Below are 1,697 nucleotides of genomic sequence, written 5' to 3'. Positions count from 1 at the left end.
TTGCATAATAGCTGTTCACGCAGCAATTTTGCTCGTTATGAGTTAAGAGAAACAGCATGAACTAGATATACAGACTGAAAGATTATAAAGTAGTAGAGTGCCCTGACAGTTAAGACCGATACCTCAATGGTGCTTGAACGCCCGTATAATAGCTTGGTTCTGGGTTATAGAGGTTATGACATTGGTGAAGTGATGGATTTCACTATCCCGTTTAGGAGAATAAGCAGCTAACTAACCTGGGTCGGGACACTTGCAACATAGCTCTGAGTCAGTGATTCTGGCAGGAGTAAATCATGAATACTAAACTGAAAGCCAAATCAATTAACAACAATTCTCAAAGCGAGAGTTCAACTAGCTTACCGCAAATCAATGTAGATGCAGCAGGTATTGATATTGGTGCTGTTAGCCATTGGGTGAGTGTACCTGAGGGTAGAGATGGAGAATGCATACGCAGTTTTGGTTGTTTTACGGCTGATTTGTATGCTTTAGCAGATTGGCTACAAAAATGTGGCATTAAAACTGTAGCAATGGAATCAACAGGAGTATATTGGATTCCAGTGTTCCAAATTTTAGAAACGCGCGGATTTGAGGTCAAACTGGTTAATGCACATCATGTGAAAACAGTACCTGGTCGTAAAAGTGATGTACTAGACTGTCAATGGTTGCAAAAATTACATACTTACGGTTTATTATCAGGCTCTTTTCGTCCAGAAGATCAAGTATGTGCCTTACGCAGTTACATTCGGCAAAGAGATAATTTGATTCGCAGTGGTAGTGTTCATATACAAAGAATGCAAAAAGCTTTGACTCAAATGAATGTGCAATTGCATCGAGTTATTAGTGATATTACAGGTTTGACTGGGATGGCAATTATTCGAGCAATTGTCCAAGGTGAGCGTGACCCTGAGGTTTTAGCTGCACTTAAACATCCATCTATCAGAAGCACTACTACTGAGATTGCTGCTGCTCTGACAGGAGATTACCGAGCTGAACATATATTTGTTTTACAGCAAGAGTTATACCTGTATGAGATTTATCGAACTCAAATAGAAGCGTGTGATGTTCAGATTGAAGAGTGCTTAAAAGCATTTACTGACAAAGTTAACGTATCTGAGTCGCCATTACCAAGACCGAAACGTGTCGGCAAGCCATCAACCAATGCCCCCAGTTTTGACTTGCGTACTCACCTTTACCGGATCAGTGGAGTAGATTTTACTCGCATTGACGGTATTGGAGTGCTGACAGTGCAAACCCTTTTATCTGAGATTGGTTTAGACCCTAGACGCTTTCCCTCCGTTAAGCACTTTACTTCTTGGCTCGGATTGTGTCCAGGTAGCCAGATTACAGGAGGAAAAGTCAAGAGTAGTAAAACACGCCATGTAGTCAATCGTGCTGCGAATGCTTTACGGATGGCAGCTCAATCCTTGTCTAAGTCTCCTACTGCATTAGGGGCATTTTATCGGCGTACTCGATCTCGGTTAGGTCCAGCAAAGGCAATCACAGCCACAGCTCATAAACTGGCACGTATCTTTTATCACATTTGGTCAACAGGAGGCGAGTATAAAGATCCCGGAGCTAATTACTACGAACAGCACTACCATCAACAAGTAGTGAAAAGCCTGAAGAAAAAGGCACAAGCGTTAGGCTTTGATCTAATCGCTCAATCTTCTGTTACAGAGATGGTTTCTTAGGAGAGG

Annotated in this window: 1 protein-coding gene; it reads left to right on the top strand. The window is 41.9% G+C overall.

The features are described 5' to 3' along the window. Positions 1–293 precede the first annotated feature (293 nt). Positions 294–1,691 (top strand): IS110 family transposase, encoded by a 1,398-nt coding sequence (locus tag G1O98_RS38100; protein ID WP_167306245.1) that lies wholly within the window; start codon positions 294–296, stop codon positions 1,689–1,691. The last annotated feature ends 6 nt before the right edge of the window (positions 1,692–1,697 follow it).

Origin of the sequence: Nostoc sp. UIC 10630, assembly GCF_010747425.1 — a bacterium.
Taxonomy (GTDB): Bacteria; Cyanobacteriota; Cyanobacteriia; order Cyanobacteriales; family Nostocaceae; genus Nostoc.
The sequence above is the reverse complement of the archived record's forward strand: the minus strand, read 5'-3'. Positions and strand labels throughout refer to the sequence as shown.

What these genes read in the sequence shown, in the direction of transcription:
- G1O98_RS38100 (WP_167306245.1), top strand. Translation starts at nt 294, where the DNA reads ATGAATACTAAACTGAAAGCCAAATCAATTAACAACAATTCTCAAAGC.